This is a genomic window from Arthrobacter sp. 05L417 (assembly GCF_056397865.1).
This window is the reverse complement of sequence record NZ_JBFTOG010000107.1, coordinates 1-651: the sequence shown is the minus strand read 5'-3', so window position 1 is coordinate 651 and position 651 is coordinate 1. Positions and strand designations below refer to the sequence as shown.

Annotated in this window: 1 protein-coding gene; it reads right to left on the bottom strand. The window is 67.2% G+C overall.

Annotated elements, in window-relative coordinates; translation table 11 throughout:
- On the bottom strand, positions 1–651 hold a 651-nt coding region (locus AC1DJW_RS26515), incomplete at both ends, for an Ig-like domain-containing domain (RefSeq protein ID WP_476902960.1).

Sequence of the window (651 nt, the reverse complement as noted above, 5' to 3'; positions counted from 1 at the left end):
GGTGGTGGTGTTGTAGCTGGTGGTGCCGGGTACGGCGGTGTTGGTGGCGTCTTTGAGGGTGTAGGTGATGGAGGACGCGGTGACGGCCTGGTTGAAGGTCGCGGTTGGTGCGGTGTTGGTGGGCACSGCGGTGGCGTTGTTGGCCGGGGTCGTGGAGGTTACCGCGGGCGGTGGTGGCGGCGCGGTGGTGGTGAAGGTCCAGCTGTAGGGGGCGGTCATGGTTTGGCCGGCGGTGTTGGTGGCTCCGCTGATGGTGGCGGTGTAGGTGGTGCTGTTGGCCAGGGCCGCGGTGGGGGTGAACGTGGASGTGTTGGTGGTGGTGTTGTAGCTGGTGGTGCCGGGTACGGCGGTGTTGGTGGCGTCTTTGAGGGTGTAGGTGATGGAGGACGCGGTGACGGCCTGGTTGAAGGTCGCGGTTGGTGCGGTGTTGGTGGGCACCGCGGTGGCGTTGTTGGCCGGGGTCGTGGAGGTTACCGCGGGCGGTGGCGGCGGCGCGGCGGTGGTGAAGACGGCGTCGACCCAGTAGTTGGTGTTGTTGTAGCTGTTGGTGGGGAAGGCGGCGTTGCCGTAGTTGTAGACGCCGTTGGGTCCGTCGGTTCCGCTGGCGAGGCCGTGGAGGGGTGTGTTGTCGGCGGCGCTGCTGAAGTAGCC